This window comes from Devosia oryzisoli (assembly GCF_014837245.1).
Taxonomy (GTDB): Bacteria; Pseudomonadota; Alphaproteobacteria; order Rhizobiales; family Devosiaceae; genus Devosia; species Devosia oryzisoli.
Window position 1 is genome coordinate 134,037 of the sequence record NZ_JACYFU010000003.1, and the last position, 18,025, is coordinate 152,061.

Below are 18,025 nucleotides of genomic sequence, written 5' to 3' on the forward strand. Positions count from 1 at the left end.
AGGGTGAGAGGGGTCAAGGCGCAACCGTCGCAGGTCGAGCGGGCACGCACATTGCGAGCAACGATGACCGACGCCGAAAAGCGGCTCTGGTCTTTCCTTCGCGACAGGCGCATCGGCGGTTACAAATTCGTCCGCCAATACCCGATCGACCGATACTATGCGGACTTTGTCTGTCGCGACGCGATGCTCGTCATCGAAGCCGATGGCGGCCAGCACAATCCTGAGCACGATGCCGTGCGCGACAACGCCATCCGCGCTGCGGGTTATACGATCCTGCGCTTCTGGAACCACGATATCTTGAAAAGCACGCCCACCGTGCTTGAACTGATCCACAAGGCCCTCGGCTCCTGCGTCCCCTCGCCCCTCCGGGGAGAGGGGCAGGGTGAGGGGTCTTTCGTCCACGAACAAACCTGACGAGTAACACCCATGACCTCTCCCGGCGAAAACCTTCGGATCAATGGCGATCGGCTCTGGGAGAGCCTGATGGAGATGGCCAAGATCGGGCCGGGGGTCGCCGGCGGGAACAATCGCCAGACGCTGACCGATGCCGACAAGGAGGGCCGGGCGCTCTTTGCCCGCTGGTGCGACGAGGCCGGCCTCACCCTGGGGGTGGACCAGATGGGTACCATGTTTGCCCGCCGCGAAGGCGAGGATCCGAGCCTTGATCCGGTCTATGTCGGCAGCCATCTCGATACCCAGCCGACGGGCGGAAAATATGACGGTGTGTTGGGGGTGCTGGGCGGGCTCGAGCTGGTGCGTACGCTCAACGATCTGGGCATCAAGACCCGACGCCCCATCGTCGTCACCAACTGGACCAACGAGGAAGGCACCCGCTTTGCCCCGGCCATGCTGGCCTCGGGCGTCTTTGCCGGCATGCACGAGCAGGACTGGGCCTATGACCGCACCGATGCCGAGGGCAAGCGCTTCGGCGACGAACTCGAACGGATCGGCTGGAAGGGCGAGGAAGCGGTGGGCGCGCGCAAGATCCACGCCATGTTCGAGCTTCATATCGAGCAGGGGCCGATCCTCGAAGCGGAAGGCAAGGATATCGGCGTCGTCACCCACGGGCAGGGCCTTTGGTGGCTCGAGGTGACGCTGACCGGCAAGGACGCGCATACCGGTTCGACGCCGATGACCATGCGCGTCAATGCCGGTCTCGGCATGGCGCGGGTCACCGAAGCGGTGCACCGCATCGCCATGGCGCACCAGCCCGACGCCGTGGGGGCGGTGGGGCAGGCCAATGTCTATCCCAATTCGCGCAACGTCATCCCGGGCAAGGCGGTGTTCACCATCGACATCCGCTCACCGGACCTGGGCAAGCTCACGTCCATGCGCTCGGAAATCGAGGCGGAGGCGGCGCGGATCGCGGAAGAACTGGGACTGGGCGTCAAGATCGAGCCGGTCGGGCATTTCGACCCCGTCACCTTCGACCCGGGCTGCGTCAGCGCCGTGCGGCAAGCCGCCGAACGCCTTGGCTACTCCCATCGCGACATCGTCTCGGGCGCTGGCCACGACGCCTGCTGGATCAACCGCGTCGCCCCCACCGCCATGATCATGTGCCCCTGCGTCGATGGCCTGTCGCACAACGAGGCCGAGGAGATTTCCAAGGAATGGGCGACGGCAGGCGCGGATGTGCTGTTCCACGCGGTAGTGGAGACGGCTGGGATCGTGGAGTGAGATTCTGATGGTGCGCAAAGCCCCCTCACCCGTCTCGCGCTCTGCGCGATCCACCCTCTCCCCGAGAGGGAGAGGAATAAGGTCGGACGCTTGGCCATTCTTCTCCCTCTTGGGGAGAAGGTGGCGCGCAGCGCCGGATGAGGGGGTGTCGAGGTGACCACCCGCCCCCGCCAATTGCGCCGCGCCGCTTCCATAGCCGAAAACCGGCTCTGGTATGTGCTGCGCAACCGGGGTTTGAACGGACTGAAGTTCGTACGGCAGATGCCGGTTGGATCGTACATCGCGGATTTCGCCTGCCGCGAGGCGGCGTTGATCGTTGAACTCGATGGCGGGCAGCATGCGGATAGTGTCGCAGACGAGGCGAGGACTGCGTTTCTGAACCGGGAAGGCTATTCGGTTCTGCGCTTCTGGAACAACGAAGTGCTCAGCAACCGGGACGGTGTGCTGTCGACAATATTGCGGGTGATCGAAGGGTCCCCCTCACCCGACCTCCGCTTCGCTCCGGCCACCCTCTCCCCGAGGGGGAGAGGAAGAAGAGGCGCGCGCGCTGCCGACGGCGCCAACTTTCTCAATCAGGCACGATCCGTTCTTCTCCCTCTCGGGGAGAAGGTGGCTCGCCCGCAGGGCGAGACGGATGAAGGGGCCTTGCTTACCAAAGGGAACACAGCATGAGCACAGTCATCAAGAACGGCACGGTCGTCACTGCGGATCTCTCCTACGCGGCCGATGTCAGAATCGAGAACGGCACCATCGTCGAGATCGGCAAGGGCCTTTCGGGCGACGAGGTGCTCGATGCCACCGGGTGTCTCGTCATGCCGGGCGGCATCGATCCGCACACCCATCTCGAAATGCCGTTCATGGGCACCTATTCGGCCGACGATTTCGAGAGCGGGACGCGGGCGGCGTTGGCGGGGGGCACCACGATGGTGGTGGATTTCTGCCTGCCCAATCCGGACCAGTCGCTGCTGGAAGCGCTCCAGATGTGGGACAACAAGACCGGCAAGGCCTCGACCGACTATTCCTTCCACATGGCCATCACCTGGTGGGGGGAGCAGGTGTTCAACGAGATGGCCGAGGTGGTGGATCGCGGCATCACCAGCTTCAAGCATTTCATGGCCTATAAGGGCTCGCTGATGGTGAACGACGACGAGATGTTCGCCAGCTTCCAGCGCTGCGCCGCGCTCGGCGCGCTGCCGCTGGTGCATGCCGAGAACGGCGACGTCGTCGCGGCGATGACGCAGAAACTCTTGGCCGAAGGCAATAACGGGCCGGAGGGCCACGCCTATTCGCGGCCGCCCGAAGTCGAGGGGGAAGCGACCAACCGCGCCATCATGATCGCGGACATGGCCGGCGTGCCGCTTTATGTGGTGCACACCAGCTGCGAGCAGGCGCACGAGGCGATCCGCCGGGCGCGGCAGAAGGGCATGCGGGTGTATGGCGAGCCGCTGATCCAGCATCTGGTCCTCGACGAGAGCGAATACTTCAACCCAGACTGGGACCATGCGGCGCGACGGGTGATGTCGCCGCCGTTCCGCAACAAGCAACATCAGGATTCGCTCTGGGCCGGGCTGCAGGCGGGCTCGCTTTCCTGCGTTGCGACCGACCATTGCGCCTTCACCACCGAGCAGAAGCGCACGGGCGTGGGCAATTTTGCCAAGATTCCCAACGGCACGGGCGGGCTTGAGGACCGATTGCCGGTGCTCTGGACAGCGGGCGTCAACACCGGCCGGCTGACGCCGAACGAGTTCGTGGCGGTCACCTCCACCAACATCGCCAAAATCCTCAACCTCTATCCCAAAAAGGGTGCGGTGCTGGTGGGGGCCGATGCCGACCTCGTGGTCTGGGACCCCAAGGCCAAGAAGACCATTTCAGCGGGCAAGCAGCAGTCGGTGATCGACTACAACGTCTTCGAAGGTTTCGAGGTCACCGGCCTGCCGCGGTTCGTGCTGTCGCGCGGCAAGGTGTCGGTGGTGGAAAACGAGATGCGGGCGGAGCCCGGCCACGGCAAGTTTGTGGCGCGCGAAGCGAAAAACCCTGTGAACAGGGCGCTCAGCCAATGGAAGGAGATCGTCGCGCCGCGCAAGGTGGAGCGGTCTGGAATTCCGGCGACGGGGGTTTGATGGGCGGTTCTGTGAACGTGGTGGCATCCCCCTCATCCAGCCCTTCGGGCCACCTTTTCCCCGAGGGGGAGAAGAAGAGCGCTGGCGCCCTCCTGTTCCTCTCCCCCTCGGGGAGAGGGTGGATCGCGCGCAGCGCGAGACGGGTGAGGGGGGCGCCCGAATGACCGCTGTCGTTTCCGCCCGCCATCTCGGCCTCACCTTCCGCACCAATGACGGGGACGTGGTGGCGCTGAGCGATGTCGATCTCGAGATTGGCAAGGGCGAGTTCGTTTCCTTCATCGGCCCCTCGGGCTGCGGCAAGACGACGTTTTTGCGCACCATTGCCGATCTGGAACAGCCGACCTCGGGCACGCTCACGGTCAATGGGCAGACGCCGGAGACCGCGCGTCGCGACCGCTCCTACGGCTATGTGTTCCAGGCGCCGGCGCTCTACCCCTGGCGCACCATTGAAAAGAACGTCGCCCTGCCGCTCGAGATCATGGGCTATTCGGCGCCCCAGCAGGCCGAGCGGATCGGGCGGACGCTGGACCTCGTCAATCTGTCGGGGTTCGAGAAGAAATTCCCCTGGCAGCTGTCGGGCGGCATGCAGCAGCGCGCCTCGATTGCCCGGGCCCTGGCGTTCGACGCGGATCTCCTTCTGATGGACGAGCCGTTCGGGGCGCTGGACGAGATCGTGCGCGACCATCTCAATTCCGAATTGCTCAAACTCTGGGCCGCGACGGGCAAGACCATCTGTTTCGTGACGCACTCCATTCCCGAGGCGGTGTACCTCTCCACCAAGATCGTCGTCATGTCGCCGCGGCCGGGGCGGGTGACGGATGTGATCGAAAGCGACCTGCCGCGCGAACGCCCGCTCGATATCCGCGAGACGCCGGAGTTCCTGGCCATCGCCGCCCGCGTGCGCGAGGGGCTCCGGGCCGGGCATTCCTATGACGAGGGGGCTGTGTGATGGCGGGGGCGAGGGGCTGCGCCTTCACCTCTCCCCTGAGGGGAGAGAGCTTGCCCTCGGGCTTGACCCGACGGGTCGCCGCTAAGCGGCGGGTGAGGGGTTCAGCGCCAGCTTGGAGCGCTGGGGCTTTTACAGGCTCTGAACCCCTCACCCCGGCCCTCTCCCCTCAGGGGAGAGGGAGTGCGTGCAGCGGTTGGGACAAAGCTTCATGACCCGCTTCCTGCCCATCCTCACCGTCGTCGTCGCCATCGTCCTTGTCTGGTATGCGGCGGCGATCGGGATGAATGCGGCGTGGCAGAACGACGTCTATCGGCGCGGTGACGTTGCCAATGTGCCCTTCACCCAGTTCGTGCTCGACACCTGGAGCCAGGACAAGCCGGTGCTGCCGGCGCCGCACCAGGTGGCGATCGAGGTCTGGAACGCGACGGCCATGGTGGCGCCGAATAAGCCACGCAGTCTTCTCTTTCATGCCTGGGTGACGTTTTCCGCCACCGGGCTGGGCTTTGTCATGGGCTCGCTGCTCGGGATAGGGTTGGCCGTCCTCATCGTGCACAACGAGGCGATGAACCGCTCGCTGATGCCCTGGATCGTCGCGAGCCAGACCATCCCCATCCTGGCGCTGGCGCCGCTGATCGTGGTGATCGGGTTCAACATCTTCACCGGCACCATCGGCATTCCGACCGATCCGGCGCGTCTGCTGAGCAAAGCCATCATATCGGCCTATCTCAGCTTCTTTCCGGTGGCCGTGGGCATGGTCAAAGGGTTGCGCAGCCCCGAGGCGATCCAGCTCGATCTCATGCACACCTATAATGCCACGCCGTCGCAAGTGTTCTGGAAGCTGCGCTGGCCCGCCTCGGTGCCCTATCTCTTCGCCTCGCTCAAGGTGGGGGTCGCCGCGAGCCTCGTCGGCGCCATCGTGGGCGAATTGCCCACCGGCGCGGTGGCCGGGCTCGGGGCGCGGCTCCTCGCCGGGTCCTATTACAGCCAGACGACGCAGATCTGGTCGGCGCTAGTCGTCGCCTCGATGCTGGCGGCGCTGCTGGTGGCGGCGGTGGGCGTCGTCGAAAAGCTCGTCAACCGGGCCATGGGGGCGCGTCCGGCATGAGCCAGCTGCAATACTTCCTTGCCCTTCTCGCCGGCGGCGTCAGCCTGATCGGGCTGGTGTTCGGGCTCATCTCAGGCCCGCTCGAACAGGCCCTGCTGCTCAAGGCGTTCCTCGCGCTCGGCACCCTGTCGCTGGTACGGTTCCTGGTGCCGCTCGGCTTCTGGGCCGATGCCGCGCTGGCATTCCTCGGCACCGTGTCGGTGCTCACCGGCATCGGCATCTTTTCGCCCGCCCCCGCCTTCTTCTGGCTGGCGCTGGTCGCGAGCTGGCTGTTTGCCTGGCTGTTCGTTGAACGGTTTTCGCGTGTCCTCGCCCCCGGCTGGCGGGATTCGGGCGGGCTGGGGCTCATCATCCCCATCGTCTTCGGAGTCGCGATCCTCGTGGTCTGGGAGGCGATCACCCGAGGGGCCAACGTGCCGCAGGTGATCCTGCCGCCGCCCTCGATGATCGGGGCGCGCATTGCGAGCTCCATCCCGACGCTCTGGGCCGATTTCCAGCAGACCTTCCTCAAGGCGGTGCTGATCGGCTACCTGCTCGGCTGCGGCCTCGGCTTCGTGGTCGCCATCCTGATCGACCGCTCGCCCTTCCTCAAATCGGGCCTCCTGCCACTGGGAAACCTCGTTTCGGCGCTACCCATCGTGGGCGTGGCGCCGATCATGGTGATGTGGTTCGGCTTCGACTGGCCCTCCAAGGCCGCCGTCGTCGTCATCATGACCTTCTTTCCCATGCTCGTGAACACGGTGGCCGGGCTCAATGCCGCCTCGGTCATCGAGCGCGACCTCATGCGCACCTATGCCGCCAGCTACTGGCAAACCCTTATGAAGCTGCGCCTTCCCGCTGCGGGGCCCTTCATATTCAACGCCCTCAAGATCAACTCGACACTGGCCTTGATCGGCGCAATCGTAGCGGAGTTCTTCGGGACGCCCATAGTGGGAATGGGGTTCCGGATATCGACCGAAGTCGGCCGGATGAATGTCGACATGGTGTGGGCCGAAATCGCGGTGGCGGCTGTCGCGGGCTCGGTCTTTTACGGGGTGATCACGCTGGTCGAGCGGCGCGTCACCTTCTGGCATCCGTCCGTGCGCGGTGCATGAGGGCGGAGCCGAACGCAAGGGAACAGGGAATGAAGAACACTCTTATCGGAGCATTGGCCGGGGCCATGGCTCTGGCCGCGACGGGGGCGGCCTTTGCCCAGGACAATTCGGTGACGCTGCAGCTCAAATGGGTCACCCAAGGGCAGTTCGCCGGCTACTACGTGGCGCAGGCCAAGGGCTTTTACGAGGAGGAAGGCCTCAATGTCGAAATCAAGCCGGGCGGGCCGGACATCGCGCCCGAGCAGGTGATCGCCGGCGGCGGCGCAGACGTCATCACCACGTGGATGGCGGCCGGGCTTGCCGCGCGTGAGCGGGGCGTGCCGCTGGTCAATATCGCCCAGCCGTTCAAGCAGTCGGGGCTGTTGCTCACCTGCCGCAAGGATATGGGCGTCGAGACCACCGACGATTTTCCGGGCAAGACGCTGGGCGTCTGGTTCTTCGGCAACGAATATCCGTTCTACGCCTGGATGGCCAAGCTCGGGCTCTCGACCGAAGGCGGCGACGATGGCGTCGAGGTGCTCAAGCAAGCCTTCAACGTCGACCCGCTGATCCAGAAGCAGGCCGCCTGCATCTCGACCATGACCTACAATGAATATGGCCAGGTGCTGCGCGCCGGGCTGACGCCGGAAGAGCTGACCGTCTTCAACTATCGCGACGAAGGCGTCGGCATGCTCGAAGACGGGCTCTACGTCATGGAGGACAGCCTCAAGGACCCGGCGTTCGTCGAGAAGATGACCAAGTTCGTCCGCGCCTCGATGAAGGGCTGGGCCTATGCGCGCGAGAATCCGGAAGAAGCCGCGCAGATCGTCGTCGACAACGACATGACCGGCTCGATGACCATGGAAGACCAGCTCTACCAGGTCCAGGAGGTCAACAAGCTGACCGAGGGCTCAACCGGCGCCCTCGATGAAGCCGATTACCAGCAGACGGTGGATACGCTCCTTTCGGCTGTATCACCGGATAATCCGGCGATCACCAAACAGCCCGAAGGCGCCTTCACCCATGCTGTGACCGACGGCCTCTAAGCTCATAAGTCAATCGAACAAGGGGCGGACCGCGGTTCGCCCCTTTCCTTTTGTGCGCGCCCGTTCGCCCCGGGAACGAATCGCCACACTCACAGTTGTTTGAACACTTGCGTCAACTGGAGAGGGCTTTCCCATGAACGCTATCATCTATCTCGTCGGTCTCGTCGTGGTCGTCATGGCCATCCTGTCCTTCCTAGGGCTCAGCTGAGAGCGGGCCCGGGAGGACACACATCATGAGCATGGATAGTACAACAACAGGCGTCGCCGTTATCGAAACGGGTGCCGTGGGCGATCGCGATCAGTCGAGCTATGTCGACTGGGCCGCCATCATCGCCGGCATCGTCTTCGCGTCGGCCATTTCCCTGGTCCTGGTCAGCTTCGGCTCGGCCATCGGCCTCAACTTTGTCGACTTCAACGCCCGCGAAGGCGCCTCGGGCATCTTCATTGGCATCGCCGCGGCAAGCTGGTTCCTCTGGGTCCAGATTTCGAGCTTCATGGCCGGCGGCTATCTCACCGGTCGGCTCCGTCGCCGTCACTTCGACGCGACAGAAGACGAAAGCGACCTGCGCGATGGTGCGCATGGGCTCCTGGTTTGGGGCGGCGCGATGATCGTCGGGGCGGTCCTGGCCCTCAGCGGCATCGGAGCGACGGCCAACGCCGTCGGCGGCGCCGTTTCTACCGCCACCACGGCCGCATCCAACGTTGCAGGCGATGCCGCCGATGCGGTCGATCCCAACGCCTATTTCGTGGACACGCTGTACCGCTCCAACCAGCCCACCGATGCGGGTGTCGCCCGCGACGAGGCCGGTCGCATCTTCGCCCAGGCCGCGCTCAACAATGGGACGGTATCGGACGAAGATCGCACCTATCTGGCCAACTCAGTTGCCGCCAATACCGGCCTTTCGCCGGAAGAGGCTCAGGCTCGGGTGGATCAGGTGATCGCCAATGTCGAAGCGGCGCGCCAGAAGGCGATCGAGGCCGCACGGGTCGCCCGCAACACGGCCATCATCGCCGCCTTCCTTCTCGCCGCGTCCTCGCTCGTGGCGGCGATCGGCGCCTATTGGGCAGCCCAGAAGGGTGGCAATCACCGCGACAAGAACACCGCCTTCGTCGACGTGTTCCGTCGCTTCTGACCGGCTGAAACAAGGAGTACCGCAATGTTTCGCGCTTTGGGCCTCTGGCTGCTCGGCATCCCGATCTGGCTGATCATCATCATCATGCTGTTCATCCACTAGGATGATAGCCAAGAGGCGGGGCTTCGGTCCCGCCTTTTTCGTTCGGGAGGATCAGCGCGCCGGTTGCCTACACCGTGAGTTGGCTCAACGGCGCCATGACCTCGACCCTGCCCTTGGTTACCTTCGCCGCAAAGCCATCGGCGCTCTGCTCGAGCAGGCCAAACGTGCCGTAGTGGCAGGGAATGACGGTCGTAAAAGCAAAGAAGCGATTGACCGCCAGGGCGGCCTCGTCCGGACCCATGGTGAAATTGTCGCCGATGGGCACGATGCCGATGTCGGGGCGGTGCAACTCGTTGATCAGCGCCATGTCGCCAAAGCTGTCCGTGTCGCCCATGTGGTAGAGCGCCTTGCCCTCCGCCTTGAGGATCAGTCCCGTCGGCATGCCGCCATAGATGGTGCGGCCATCGGGCGCCGAATAGGACGAGGAGTGGAAGGCCTTGACCATCGAGACCGAAATCGCGCCCAGCTTCGCGGTACCGCCAATGTTCATGCCGCGCGTCTTGGCGTCCCCGAACACCGAAGCGACATAACCGCAGAGCTCCGGCGTCGAGACCAGCGTGGCGCCGGTCATCTTGAGGATATCGATGGTATCCCCAAAATGGTCGTTGTGCCCGTGCGTCACGAGCACATGGGTCACGTCGGCCACCATTGCATCGCGATTGCCCGAGAACTTCGGATTGCCCGTGAGGAAGGGGTCGAACAGCACGACGGCGTCGCCCGTGACGATCTTGAAGGCGGAGTGGCCGAGATAGTGGATCTGCATGAGGGTAATGTCCTTTCAGTCTCCCACACTAACGACCGGAGCGCGCGTTGCGATCACTGCCCGGCGTGAATGAGCTCTGCCGCCTTGGAGCCGATGGCCATGGCCGGGGCATTGGTATTGCCCGAAACGATCTGCGGCATGATCGAGCAGTCGATCACCCGCAGGCCATCGACGCCACGCACCTTCAATTCCCCATCGACCACGGCCGTCGGATCATCGTCCCGCCCCATGCGCAGCGTGCCCACGGGATGGTAGTTCGTCTTCACCGTCTGTCCGCAATAGCGCGTCAGCGCCTCGGGATCGTCCATCGTCGCCTGGCCCGGCAAAAGTTCGGTGGCGATCTTGTCGGCGAGGGGCGGCGTCCTCAGCAGCTTGCGCGCTTCGTGCAGCGCCGCGATGGTCAGTCGCAGATCGTCCGGGTGGCCGAAGAAATTGCAATCCACCACCGGCTGGTCCGCCGGATCGGCCGAGCGCAGCGTGACCGTGCCGCGCGCCTTGGGGCGAAGGAGGCAGGAGGTGAAGGTCACGCCCCAGGTCGGCTTGGCGGCACTGACATCGCGGTCGAGATAGACGATGGGCGCGCAATAGAGCTGGATGGTGGGCCGTTCGCCGCCATCGGGATCGAAGAACAGACACGCCTCGATGCCGGTCGTCGTCACCGGGCCGGAGTTGGTGAAGAGGTATTGCAGGCCATTGCGGATCATCGGCCAGCCCTTGTCCTGGCCGAAATAGCCCGATGGGCCTTTGGTTGTCGCGATCACCGGGACTTCGTGATGATCCTGCAGGTTCTGTCCCACGCCGGCGATGTCGGCCACGACGGCAACCCCATGCTCCCGCAGATGGTCGGCGGGGCCAATGCCGGAGAGCATCATCAGCTTGGCGCTGTTGTAGGTCCCTGCCCCCACCAGCACCTCGCGGCCGGCCCGCGCCTCATGCGTTTCGCCCTGCCTTGTATAGGCGACGCCCACGGCGCGGCCGTTTTCGACGAGGATGCGGTCGACCCGCGCTTCGGCGATGATGGTCAGCCGCTTGTCGTCCCGGAGCGGATCGAGAAAGGCGAGCACCGCATCTGAGCGGCGCTTGTAGCGGCCCCACTGGCCATAGGTATGCTGCATGATGCCGGCGCCGGTCTGGCGGGCGCCATTGAAATCAGCGTTGGCGGGGTGCCCCAGCGCCTCGGCGGCGGCGAGGAAATCATGCGTCGTCTGCGTGGTGTAGGCGGGGTCAGACACCTTGAGCGGGCCGCCGCTGCCGTGAAAGCGGTCATGGAGGCGCTCATTGTCCTCGATGCGGGTGAAGTGCGGCAGCAGGTCCTGGTAGGACCAGTCACGGTTCGAGCCCAAGGACCGCGCCCAGCCGTCATAGTCCTCCGCCTGGCCGCGCATATAGACCATGGCGTTGACCGACGAGCCGCCCCCCAGCACCTTGGCCACCGGCACCGTCGGCGCCCGCCCGCCCAGTTGCGGCTGCGGCACCGTCTTGTGCATCTCAAGAAACGTGTCCTGCGCGAGATACTTCATGTAGCCCGCGGGCATTGCCATGATGGCATTGGTCCGCGCCCGGCCGCGCTCCAGCATCAGCACGGAATAGCCGAACTCGCCCACCAGCCGCCACGCCGCCACCGACGCAGCCGAACCGCCCCCCACGATGATGAAGTCGTACTCCGCCATGATCCGCTGTCCTCCGCCGCTCAGCTTAGGCAGCGACAGTGGATTCGGCGAGGTGAGAAATCTCGCCCGAGCCTCCCGTGTATAACGTGTTGCGTTATATAACGTCTCGCATTATAAGGGGGAATGATCCAGAGCTTCGCCGACAGCGAAACAGGGCTGATCTGGCAAGGCCGCCGCAGCCGCAGACTGCCGGTGGACATTCAGGGGGTCGCGCTGCGCAAGCTGCGCCTGCTCCACGCGGCCCGCGTACTGGCCGATCTGCGGGTGCCACCGGGTAACCGGCTGGAAAGCCTCAAGGGCGATCGCGCCGGACAGTGGAGCATTCGGATCAACGACCAATGGCGGATTTGTTTCGCCTGGGCAGATGGAGGACCGAGCCATGTCGAAATCATCGACTATCACTGACGATCTGCTGCCCAACCCGCACCCAGGGACGATCCTGCTCGAAGACTTCCTCCGGCCGATGAACCTCAGCCAGAACGCCTTGGCTCGCGCCGTGAAGGTGCCACCGCGCCGCATCAACGAGATCGTGCTGGGGCAGCGCAGTGTATCGGCCGATACCGATTTGCGACTGGCGCGGTATTTCGGGGTTACCGAGGGCTTCTTTCTCACGCTGCAGGCGGAGTATGACCTGATGGAGCGCCGCCGCCAGATCGGACCCGATCTGGAGGCAATCACACCCCGCGCTGCCTAGCCGCCATTGGCCTTGCGCGAACGTTCGGCCTGGGCCTGCTTTTCGCTCTTGCGGCGTGCCGCCGTATGGGCTGCGTCGTCCCCGAGGTGGGCGGTGCCACGTGCCCGGGCCAGCTCCATCTGGCGCTGCCGTTCGGCGGCGGCGGCGTGCTTTTCGCTCTCCCCGATGCAATGGGGGCAGGAAACGCCTTCATGGAAATGCTCGCTCTGCCGGTCCGCTTCGGTCAGCGGATGGCGGCAGGCGCGGCAGAGTGTGGCGGTGCCCGGTTCAAGCCCATGCCCCACCGAGACGCGCTCGTCGAACACGAAGCATTCGCCAGCAAAGCGGCTTTCGGTTTCGGGCACCACTTCGAGATATTTGAGGATGCCGCCCTTGAGGTGGAACACCTCTTCAAAGCCCTGGCTCAGGAGATAGCTCGAAGCCTTTTCGCAGCGTATGCCGCCGGTGCAGAACATGGCCACCTTCTTGTCGCGCGCCGGATCGAGGTTTTTGGCGACATAGTCCTTGAACTCAGTGAAGTTGGCGGTGTGCGGGTCGAGCGCGCGCTGAAAAGTGCCGAGCCCCACCTCGTAATCGTTGCGCGTATCGACCAGCACCACATCGTTGCGCTCGATCAGCCCGTTCCAGTCCTCGGGCTCCACATAGGTACCGACCTGCCGGTTGGGGTCGACCTGCGGCGCGCGCAAGGTGACGATCTCGGGCTTGAGGCGCACCTTCATGCGCAGGAACGGCGCCGTGTCGGCAAAGGAGTATTTCACTTCCGCCCCGGCAAGCCGGGTGCCGAACGGCCCGTCCGCGAACAGATAGTCCGCCAGCGCGTCGATGGCTTCCGGCGTCCCCGCCACCGTCCCGTTAATGCCCTCGGGCGCGAGGATCAGCGTGCCCTTTATGCCCCGGCCACAGCAGAATGCGGCCAGCGGCGCCTTGAGGCTTTCCGCATCGGGCAGCGAAGCGAACTTGTAGAGCGCCATCACCTTGTATGGATGATCGGGCTGGGGCACAGTGGCGGCGGATCGATGAGCGAGCGTCTTCATTTGCGCCGTGTCCTATCATCGGGCGGGCCCGGCGTCACGGGCCACCGCAGCACGACATCGGGAGATGACCATGACCTATCGGGCGGACAACGCACGCTATGACACCATGCAATACCGGCGCTCGGGCCGCTCGGGCCTCAAGCTGCCCGTGGTCAGCCTGGGCCTGTGGCAGAATTTCGGGGGCACGCGCGACTATCCCGGCGCCATGGAGATCCTCGGCTATGCCTTCGATCGGGGCATCACCCATTTCGATCTGGCCAACAATTACGGCCCGCCGGCGGGATCGGCGGAGGAACTTTTCGGCCAGGTGCTGGCGCGCGATTTCCGCCCCTATCGCGACGAGATGATCATCTCCACCAAGGCGGGCTACAATATGTGGCCCGGTCCCTATGGCGAGTGGGGGAGCCGCAAATACATGCTGGCGAGCCTCGACCAGTCGCTCAAGCGCATGGGGCTCGACTATGTCGACATCTTCTATTCGCACCGCTTCGACCCCGAGACGCCGCTCGAGGAAACCATGGGCGCCCTCGCCCACGCGGTGCGCAGCGGCAAAGCTCTTTACGTCGGGATTTCCTCGTATCCCGAGAAGGAGACGCGCGAGGCGCATCGCATCCTCAAGGAAATGGGCGTTGCCACCACCATCCACCAGCCCAGCTATTCCATGATCAACCGCTGGATCGAAAACGACCACACCATCGAGGCCTGCGGAGAACTCGGCATCGGCGTCATCGCCTTCTCGCCGCTGGCGCAGGGCGTCCTTTCGGGCAAGTACAACAGCAACACCAGCAAGGAAGGCACCCGCGGCGCCAACCCCAACGGGTCGCTGCGCGCCAGCCATATCGAACCGCGCGTGCTCGCTGCCGTCGACAAGGTGGGCGAAATCGCCCGTCAGCGCGGCCAGTCCATGGTGCAACTGGCGCTGGCCTGGGTGCTGCGCCGCCCGGAAATGACCTCGGCCCTGATCGGCGTGCGCACGCTCGAACAACTCAAGGACAATCTGGGCGTCCTCGACAACATGGAGTTGAGCCCCGAAGAAATCGCCGCCATCGACGACGCCACCAGGGACGGCCAGATGGAGCTCCACCCCCGCCCGCAAGGCTGGCTGCGCTAGCCGCAAGGGGTCTATTTTTATCTAGCCCGAACGCGATACGGCATCGTCACCCCCACCCTCGGTCCCTCCCCATCAAGGGGAGGGAGGCGATGAACATGGGCTTTGCGCTCGCGGTTGTTCTTAGGGACATCCGCTCGGTGGGCCCGCGGACCTTCCGGCCAGACCTCGAAGATTGTCAATCGGATCTCCCACCCGCACCTGATGGTGCCCCCCGGCCCCCCAGCCTGCGCCTCCCTCCCCTCGATGGGGAGGGACCGAGGGTGGGGTGGAGCCGGTGTCGGGACGATCCTTCACACCATCATCGACTGCAGCGCCCCCATGGCGGCAAGCGAACCGGCATTGGTCGAGAACGTCACTGAATGCATGGCCATCGCAAGGTCGCCGGCGGCAAAGACGCCGGGGCGCGAGGTGGCGCCCATCTCGTCTACCACCACCATGGTGCCGGTCGGGGTATCCTTCATGTCGAGCCCCAGCTGGGCATGGAGGTTTGCCGACGGCCGGTTGCGCGGATGAGCGTAGAGGGCCGCAAGCGGCACTTTCGTACCGTCCTCCAGCGTGACGCTCCGGATCACCCCGTCCGCCTGGTCGATGGCGGCCAGCTTGCCGTCGAAGATCCGCACCTTGCGCTTCTCAAGCTTATGCCGCTCTGCCTCGGGGATGGTGTGCCCGTCGAGGATGAGCGATATCTCGTCGGTCCAGTTGCTGTAGAGCGCCGGGCCGTGCAGCGACATGGGCGAGGAATAAAGAAGACCCCAGGGGCGGCCGGCAACCTCGTAGCCGTGGCAGAACGGGCAATGGATCACCGTCTTGCCCCAGCTTTCGGCAAAGCCGGGAATGGGCGGAAACTCGTCGACGATGCCGTAGCTGAGGATCAGACGGCGCCCCTCTATGGTCTCCCCCTCCGCCGTCGTCACCGTGAAGGCATCCGGTTCGCCGGTCACCCTCTCCGCCCGGCCCGCGCGCAGGGTGACGGTGGGGTAGGCGCCCACCTGCGCCCGCGCCGCGGCCAGGATATCGCCCGGCGGCGTGCCGTCATGGCCCAGGATGTTGTGCGCCTCCTGCGCGTAGCGGTTGCGATTGAGACCGGTGTCGAGCACGGTCACCCTGCGTCGCGCCCGCCCCAGTTGCATGGCCGCGGCTAGGCCGGCAAAGCTGCCCCCCACGATGATGATGTCCTGCATCTGCTTCTCCTTTGATGGGCTTGCGGCCGAACGACAGGAAATCGCGGGTCCTAACCCAGCTGCGGGATCCGGGCGCCGTGCGTCTGGCGCGCCAAGTCGCTGATGCGCAATTGCGCCAGTCGCTCGGCAAGCAGCGCCTCGGCATCGGCGAGCACGTCTTTCATCACGGCATCGACCGAGCGCACGATGGCGCAACCATGGTCGCCCGGCTCGCTTTGCGTGCGGACGAGGAGGCTCTCCCCCATCGCCGCATAAACCTCGCGAACCGTGATGTCTTCGGCCGGTCGCGCCAGCATCCAGCCGCCACTGGGCCCCTTGCTGGCGGCAACCAATCGGGCCTCGCGCAATTCGCCCAGGATGCGCCGCACCACCACCGGGTTGGTGAGCAGGCAACTGGCGAGGGCGGTCGAGGTCAGGTGCTTGTCCGGCTGGGCCTCGAGATGCACCAGCGCATGCAGCGCAAGGGATAGGCGGCTGGACTTTTTCATGTAACTTTATCTGTTACATATAGCCGTGCCTGTCAAGTCCATAGGCACGCCCCTGCCCTTGGGCTAAGCTTGCCCTAACGCCATGCGAGGGGGAACTGCCATGCGCCGGATCGCCATCATCGCCGCTCTTCTGTGCGCCGGGCTCACGCCCGTCGAAGCCTTTCCGCCCGACGTGCAATCAACGCTGGACGGCCTCAAGCGCGGCAAGCCCCTGCCCATCAGCGCCGTCCAGACGCTGATGCGCGGCGCGGAGCGCTGGTGCTATCGCGAAACCGACGGCGCCTGTTCGTGGTCCGACATCTATCTCGACGTCACCGAGAAGGGTGCCATCTACGAGATCGGCAATGCCTGGGACGAGCGCTACGACATCGTCTTCACAGACGAGGGCGAATTTCGCGATGGCCGCTTCATCTGCGAGATCGCCCATGACTGGCTCCCCTCGCTGCGCGCTTTCCATCGGGCCGACGGCACGCCCGTCGGTGGACGCGAGCTCTATGCGCTGCGTCAGGAGGTCCAGGCCGCTGTCGATCTCACGCAGCACGACTGCTTCGACTATGTGCTCGAGGCGGTGGATGCGGCAGGGCAGACGGTGCAACTGACCCAGCGGCAATATCCGGCCGGCGGCGAGGAGGCCGATCCGGCGCAGGATACGCTCGTGACGCTGCACTTCGACCCGGCCAGCGCCGCAGCGCTGACCTGGTCCTATTGAGTCTTAGCCGAGCCGCCCGTTGACGAGGCTTTCCGAAAGCGGCGCCGGCCGCTCGACCGGGGTCTTGATGTCCACCGTGCGGCCATCGCGAGCAGCCGTCTCGAAGGCCTCCATGACTTCGAGGACATGGAGCGCGAGATCGCCATTGGCCCGGTGCGGACGGTTGTCGAGAATGCCCAGCGCCATGTCGGCGACGCCGAGCGAGCGGTAATTGCCGTCGGCATAGGGCTGCTCGACGCTGACCGGCGTCCAGGGTTCCTCGCGCCCCTTCTTCTTGAGCTCCACCGCGCCGCCGAAGAAGTTCGGGTCGGGCACGATCAGGCTCTGATCGGTGCCATAGAGCTCGAGCGGCACGTGCTTGTGGCCGGCAACGTCGAAGCTCATGCCCATCTGCACGATCGCGCCATTGGCAAAGCCGAGCGACCCGGTGACATGGGTGTCGATCTTGACCGGCATGGTCTGCCCGCGCTTGGGCTCCGAGGTGATGGTGCGCTCGCTGCGCAGGCGCGAGGACATCGCCGAAACGCGCGCCACGGGTCCGAGCAGGTTGACAAGGTCGGTGATGTAATAGGGGCCCATGTCGAGCACCGGACCGCCGCCGATATCGTAGTAGAAGGCCGGGTCGGGGTGCCAGCTTTCGTGCCCGGGCGCGAGCATGAAAGCGGTGCCGCCCACGATCTGCCCAAGGACGCCGCTATCCACCACGGCACGCGCCTGCTGGTGCGAACCGCCCAGAAACGTGTCCGGCGCAGAGCCGATGCGCAACCCCGCGGCCATGGCCGCGTCGAGCAGCTTCCGCCCCTCGGCAAAGGTGATGCCCAGCGGCTTTTCCGAATAGACATGCTTGCCGGCAGCCAGGCACCTCAGCCCCACTTCGACATGGGCCCGCGGAATGGTGAGGTTGATCACCAGCGCAATTTCCGGATCGGCCAGCATCTCGTCGACGCTCATGGCCCTGAGGCCGAATTCGGTGGCTCGCGCCTGCGCCGCTTCGGGCCGCATGTCCGCGAGCCCCTTGACGTCCAGCACGGAAAAGCCGGGCATTCCGTCGCGGCCGAGGATGGCCTTGAGATAGGCCGATGAAATATTGCCGGTACCGATAATGCCGATGCCGAGGCGCTTGGCGCTCATAGGCGCACTCCTCCCAGATGTACGTGCCTCAACCTAACA

Annotated in this window: 19 protein-coding genes; 13 read left to right on the plus strand and 6 right to left on the minus strand. The window is 64.9% G+C overall.

Features of this window, described 5'->3' with window-relative positions; genetic code table 11:
• Nucleotides 1-3 precede the first annotated feature (3 nt).
• The 9 genes from IC608_RS18355 (at nucleotide 4) to IC608_RS12135 (ending at nucleotide 9,103) form a co-directional block, all read left to right on the plus strand.
• Nucleotides 4-414, plus strand: a complete 411-nt coding sequence (locus tag IC608_RS18355; protein ID WP_345890906.1) for an endonuclease domain-containing protein — start codon at nucleotides 4-6, stop codon at nucleotides 412-414.
• Nucleotides 415-426: 12 nt separating this feature from the next.
• Nucleotides 427-1,677: a Zn-dependent hydrolase gene (locus tag IC608_RS12100; protein WP_191775688.1), complete on the plus strand. Its 1,251-nt coding sequence runs from the start codon at nucleotides 427-429 to the stop codon at nucleotides 1,675-1,677.
• Nucleotides 1,678-1,830: 153 nt separating this feature from the next.
• The gene (locus IC608_RS12105) at nucleotides 1,831-2,349 is read left to right on the plus strand and encodes a DUF559 domain-containing protein (RefSeq protein WP_191775690.1); all 519 of its coding nucleotides are present in this window, start codon (nucleotides 1,831-1,833) and stop codon (nucleotides 2,347-2,349) included.
• The gene (hydA, locus tag IC608_RS12110) at nucleotides 2,346-3,797 is read left to right on the plus strand and encodes a dihydropyrimidinase (RefSeq protein WP_191775692.1); all 1,452 of its coding nucleotides are present in this window, start codon (nucleotides 2,346-2,348) and stop codon (nucleotides 3,795-3,797) included. Before IC608_RS12105 ends, hydA begins: the two co-directional genes overlap by 4 nt.
• Nucleotides 3,798-3,957: 160 nt before the next feature.
• Nucleotides 3,958-4,746: an ABC transporter ATP-binding protein gene (locus tag IC608_RS12115; RefSeq protein ID WP_191775693.1), complete on the plus strand. Its 789-nt coding sequence runs from the start codon at nucleotides 3,958-3,960 to the stop codon at nucleotides 4,744-4,746.
• A 208-nt stretch (nucleotides 4,747-4,954) separates the two neighbouring features.
• On the plus strand, nucleotides 4,955-5,851 hold the full coding sequence (locus IC608_RS12120) for an ABC transporter permease (protein ID WP_191775695.1): 897 nt from the start codon (nucleotides 4,955-4,957) through the stop codon (nucleotides 5,849-5,851).
• Entirely contained in the window at nucleotides 5,848-6,945 is a 1,098-nt protein-coding gene (locus IC608_RS12125; protein WP_191775697.1) for an ABC transporter permease, read from the plus strand. The genes IC608_RS12120 and IC608_RS12125 overlap by 4 nt, the downstream gene beginning before the upstream one ends.
• Before the next feature lie 29 nt (nucleotides 6,946-6,974).
• Nucleotides 6,975-7,970 (plus strand): ABC transporter substrate-binding protein, encoded by a 996-nt coding sequence (locus IC608_RS12130; protein ID WP_191775699.1) that lies wholly within the window; start codon nucleotides 6,975-6,977, stop codon nucleotides 7,968-7,970.
• Nucleotides 7,971-8,203: 233 nt separating this feature from the next.
• The gene (locus tag IC608_RS12135) at nucleotides 8,204-9,103 is read left to right on the plus strand and encodes a 6TM ABC transporter family protein (protein ID WP_191775701.1); all 900 of its coding nucleotides are present in this window, start codon (nucleotides 8,204-8,206) and stop codon (nucleotides 9,101-9,103) included.
• A 169-nt stretch (nucleotides 9,104-9,272) separates the two neighbouring features.
• Here the strand turns inward: IC608_RS12135 and IC608_RS12140 are convergent, their stop codons facing one another.
• Nucleotides 9,273-9,968, minus strand: coding sequence for a metal-dependent hydrolase (locus IC608_RS12140; RefSeq protein ID WP_191775703.1), 696 nt, complete (start codon nucleotides 9,966-9,968; stop codon nucleotides 9,273-9,275).
• Nucleotides 9,969-10,021: 53 nt separating this feature from the next.
• Nucleotides 10,022-11,638, minus strand: a complete 1,617-nt coding sequence (locus IC608_RS12145) for a GMC family oxidoreductase (protein ID WP_191775705.1) — start codon at nucleotides 11,636-11,638, stop codon at nucleotides 10,022-10,024.
• 123 nt (nucleotides 11,639-11,761) lie between these two features.
• On the opposite strand from IC608_RS12145, the gene IC608_RS12150 reads away from it, so the two are divergent.
• Together IC608_RS12150 and IC608_RS12155 are read left to right on the plus strand one after the other, a co-directional pair.
• Nucleotides 11,762-12,043 (plus strand): type II toxin-antitoxin system RelE/ParE family toxin, encoded by a 282-nt coding sequence (locus tag IC608_RS12150; RefSeq protein ID WP_191775707.1) that lies wholly within the window; start codon nucleotides 11,762-11,764, stop codon nucleotides 12,041-12,043.
• A complete protein-coding gene (locus IC608_RS12155; RefSeq protein ID WP_191775709.1) occupies nucleotides 12,018-12,332 on the plus strand; it encodes a HigA family addiction module antitoxin in 315 nt (104 codons plus the stop codon). The genes IC608_RS12150 and IC608_RS12155 overlap by 26 nt, the downstream gene beginning before the upstream one ends.
• On the opposite strand, the gene trhO is transcribed toward IC608_RS12155, so the two are convergent.
• A complete protein-coding gene (gene trhO, locus IC608_RS12160; RefSeq protein WP_191775711.1) occupies nucleotides 12,329-13,366 on the minus strand; it encodes an oxygen-dependent tRNA uridine(34) hydroxylase TrhO in 1,038 nt (345 codons plus the stop codon). The genes IC608_RS12155 and trhO overlap by 4 nt on opposite strands.
• Nucleotides 13,367-13,436: 70 nt before the next feature.
• Between trhO and IC608_RS12165 the strand changes: the two genes are divergently transcribed.
• Nucleotides 13,437-14,477, plus strand: coding sequence for an aldo/keto reductase (locus IC608_RS12165; protein WP_191775713.1), 1,041 nt, complete (start codon nucleotides 13,437-13,439; stop codon nucleotides 14,475-14,477).
• Between the two features lie 290 nt (nucleotides 14,478-14,767).
• On the opposite strand, the gene IC608_RS12170 is transcribed toward IC608_RS12165, so the two are convergent.
• Together IC608_RS12170 and IC608_RS12175 are read right to left on the minus strand one after the other, a co-directional pair.
• Nucleotides 14,768-15,658, minus strand: coding sequence for an NAD(P)/FAD-dependent oxidoreductase (locus IC608_RS12170; protein ID WP_191775715.1), 891 nt, complete (start codon nucleotides 15,656-15,658; stop codon nucleotides 14,768-14,770).
• 50 nt (nucleotides 15,659-15,708) lie between these two features.
• Nucleotides 15,709-16,146, minus strand: coding sequence for an Rrf2 family transcriptional regulator (locus IC608_RS12175; protein WP_191775716.1), 438 nt, complete (start codon nucleotides 16,144-16,146; stop codon nucleotides 15,709-15,711).
• A 100-nt stretch (nucleotides 16,147-16,246) separates the two neighbouring features.
• Here IC608_RS12175 and IC608_RS12180 point away from each other — a divergent pair, with 100 nt between their 5' ends.
• Nucleotides 16,247-16,855 (plus strand): hypothetical protein, encoded by a 609-nt coding sequence (locus tag IC608_RS12180; RefSeq protein WP_191775718.1) that lies wholly within the window; start codon nucleotides 16,247-16,249, stop codon nucleotides 16,853-16,855.
• A gap of 3 nt (nucleotides 16,856-16,858) precedes the next feature.
• On the opposite strand, the gene IC608_RS12185 is transcribed toward IC608_RS12180, so the two are convergent.
• Nucleotides 16,859-17,986, minus strand: a complete 1,128-nt coding sequence (locus tag IC608_RS12185) for a Gfo/Idh/MocA family protein (protein ID WP_191775720.1) — start codon at nucleotides 17,984-17,986, stop codon at nucleotides 16,859-16,861.
• Nucleotides 17,987-18,025 lie beyond the last annotated feature (39 nt).

What these genes read in the sequence shown, in the direction of transcription:
- IC608_RS12100 (WP_191775688.1), top strand. Translation starts at nt 427, where the DNA reads ATGACCTCTCCCGGCGAAAACCTTCGGATCAATGGCGATCGGCTCTGG.
- hydA (WP_191775692.1), top strand. Translation starts at nt 2,346, where the DNA reads ATGAGCACAGTCATCAAGAACGGCACGGTCGTCACTGCGGATCTCTCC.
- IC608_RS12115 (WP_191775693.1), top strand. Translation starts at nt 3,958, where the DNA reads ATGACCGCTGTCGTTTCCGCCCGCCATCTCGGCCTCACCTTCCGCACC.
- IC608_RS12120 (WP_191775695.1), top strand. Translation starts at nt 4,955, where the DNA reads ATGACCCGCTTCCTGCCCATCCTCACCGTCGTCGTCGCCATCGTCCTT.
- IC608_RS12125 (WP_191775697.1), top strand. Translation starts at nt 5,848, where the DNA reads ATGAGCCAGCTGCAATACTTCCTTGCCCTTCTCGCCGGCGGCGTCAGC.
- IC608_RS12130 (WP_191775699.1), top strand. Translation starts at nt 6,975, where the DNA reads ATGAAGAACACTCTTATCGGAGCATTGGCCGGGGCCATGGCTCTGGCC.
- IC608_RS12135 (WP_191775701.1), top strand. Translation starts at nt 8,204, where the DNA reads ATGAGCATGGATAGTACAACAACAGGCGTCGCCGTTATCGAAACGGGT.
- IC608_RS12140 (WP_191775703.1), bottom strand. Translation starts at nt 9,968, where the DNA reads ATGCAGATCCACTATCTCGGCCACTCCGCCTTCAAGATCGTCACGGGC.
- IC608_RS12145 (WP_191775705.1), bottom strand. Translation starts at nt 11,638, where the DNA reads ATGGCGGAGTACGACTTCATCATCGTGGGGGGCGGTTCGGCTGCGTCG.
- IC608_RS12150 (WP_191775707.1), top strand. Translation starts at nt 11,762, where the DNA reads ATGATCCAGAGCTTCGCCGACAGCGAAACAGGGCTGATCTGGCAAGGC.
- IC608_RS12155 (WP_191775709.1), top strand. Translation starts at nt 12,018, where the DNA reads ATGTCGAAATCATCGACTATCACTGACGATCTGCTGCCCAACCCGCAC.
- trhO (WP_191775711.1), bottom strand. Translation starts at nt 13,366, where the DNA reads ATGAAGACGCTCGCTCATCGATCCGCCGCCACTGTGCCCCAGCCCGAT.
- IC608_RS12165 (WP_191775713.1), top strand. Translation starts at nt 13,437, where the DNA reads ATGACCTATCGGGCGGACAACGCACGCTATGACACCATGCAATACCGG.
- IC608_RS12170 (WP_191775715.1), bottom strand. Translation starts at nt 15,658, where the DNA reads ATGCAGGACATCATCATCGTGGGGGGCAGCTTTGCCGGCCTAGCCGCG.
- IC608_RS12175 (WP_191775716.1), bottom strand. Translation starts at nt 16,146, where the DNA reads ATGAAAAAGTCCAGCCGCCTATCCCTTGCGCTGCATGCGCTGGTGCAT.
- IC608_RS12180 (WP_191775718.1), top strand. Translation starts at nt 16,247, where the DNA reads ATGCGCCGGATCGCCATCATCGCCGCTCTTCTGTGCGCCGGGCTCACG.
- IC608_RS12185 (WP_191775720.1), bottom strand. Translation starts at nt 17,986, where the DNA reads ATGAGCGCCAAGCGCCTCGGCATCGGCATTATCGGTACCGGCAATATT.